Below are 1,232 nucleotides of genomic sequence, written 5' to 3'. Positions count from 1 at the left end.
GCCATAACCTTCTCCTTGTTTCGTATAGCTGATTTTCTTGTTACGTAAAACGTTTCGTTTTTTGTTAAGACTATCTTACCGCATCCGAAGCAGCTTTTCAAGTAAAATCATAGGGCAAAAATCATTTTTCCTATTTTTTACAATTATTCCGTCTTGTTTTTGTGTACTTTTTCGTATTAGGTTTTGTTAAACGTTTCATTTTTATCAATTTTCTGTACAATATGCTCGTTTTTTCTGATACTTTATGTGTAAAAAATGCCATGTGTATTGAGGCATTTTCTTTTTCATGATATAATATGAAAATACTATATTATCTGTAAATGCATCAGAACCGGAGGCTTTACATGAACGTTACGATCAATGATATCGCCCGTGCGACAGGCCTGTCCACCGCAACGATCTCCAAATATATAAACCACAAAAAAATACGGGAAGAAAATCGTATCCTTATAGAAAAGGCAATTCAGGAGCTTGGATATACCCCAAACCGGAATGCCCAGCTTCTTCGTGCCAAAAACACACATACCATCGGTATCCTGATCTCAGATCTTGGTAATTATTTCTGGGGCGAGCTTGTCAATTCCATTATCAAGCATTTCACGGATCATGGCTATACAGTTATTGTCTGTTCTTTCTTTTTTGAACATCAGAAGGAGATCGATACGATACAGGATATTATCTCCCAGCACTTTGACGGAGTTATCATGCTCCCATCCTGCTGGCATGATGATCTGTACCAGCTTTTGCAAAATGCCGGCATACCGGTTGTAATGCTCGATCAGATTCCTGCTTCCATGAGACATTTTCCTGTAGACTGTGTTATTTCTGATAATTACAAAGGCGGTGCACTGCTGGCAGAGCACCTTTTGGAAAAAGGCCACACAAAGGTCTGGATCATGGAACAGTATCTGGACGCCTACACGATCGAGCAGCGGATCCGGGGCTTTGTGGATGTATATCAGAAAAATGGCATTGACCTTCTGAAACAGCAGGATTCTTTCCCCCCTGTTTCTTTTGGTTCCACTGCTGAAACTGTCATCCAGAGCAACCTGCATTTCCAGAAGCTTATTGATTCTTCCGATCCCCCTACTGCTGTTTTTTTTGACTGCTATCTCTCCGCAATGGGTGGTTTAAGTGCTGCCAGCCAGGCACGGCTTTCCGTTCCTCAGGATATTTCCTTTGTGTGCTTTGACGATGATCCGCTTTTCAAGACCATGAGTGCGACTATGACC

Annotated in this window: 1 protein-coding gene; it reads left to right on the top strand. The window is 41.2% G+C overall.

The genetic code is table 11. The features are described 5' to 3' along the window. Positions 1-344: 344 nt before the first annotated feature. Positions 345-1,232, top strand: an 888-nt coding sequence (locus AB5026_RS18955; protein ID WP_368214149.1) for a LacI family DNA-binding transcriptional regulator, incomplete at its 3' end; no start/stop codon positions are given.

The sequence above is a fragment of the Blautia sp. RTP21359st1_E11_RTP21359_211015 genome (genome assembly GCF_040910705.1).
GTDB classification, from domain to species: domain Bacteria; phylum Bacillota; class Clostridia; order Lachnospirales; family Lachnospiraceae; genus Blautia_A; species Blautia_A fusiformis.
This window is presented reverse-complemented; position numbering and strand designations above follow the sequence as displayed.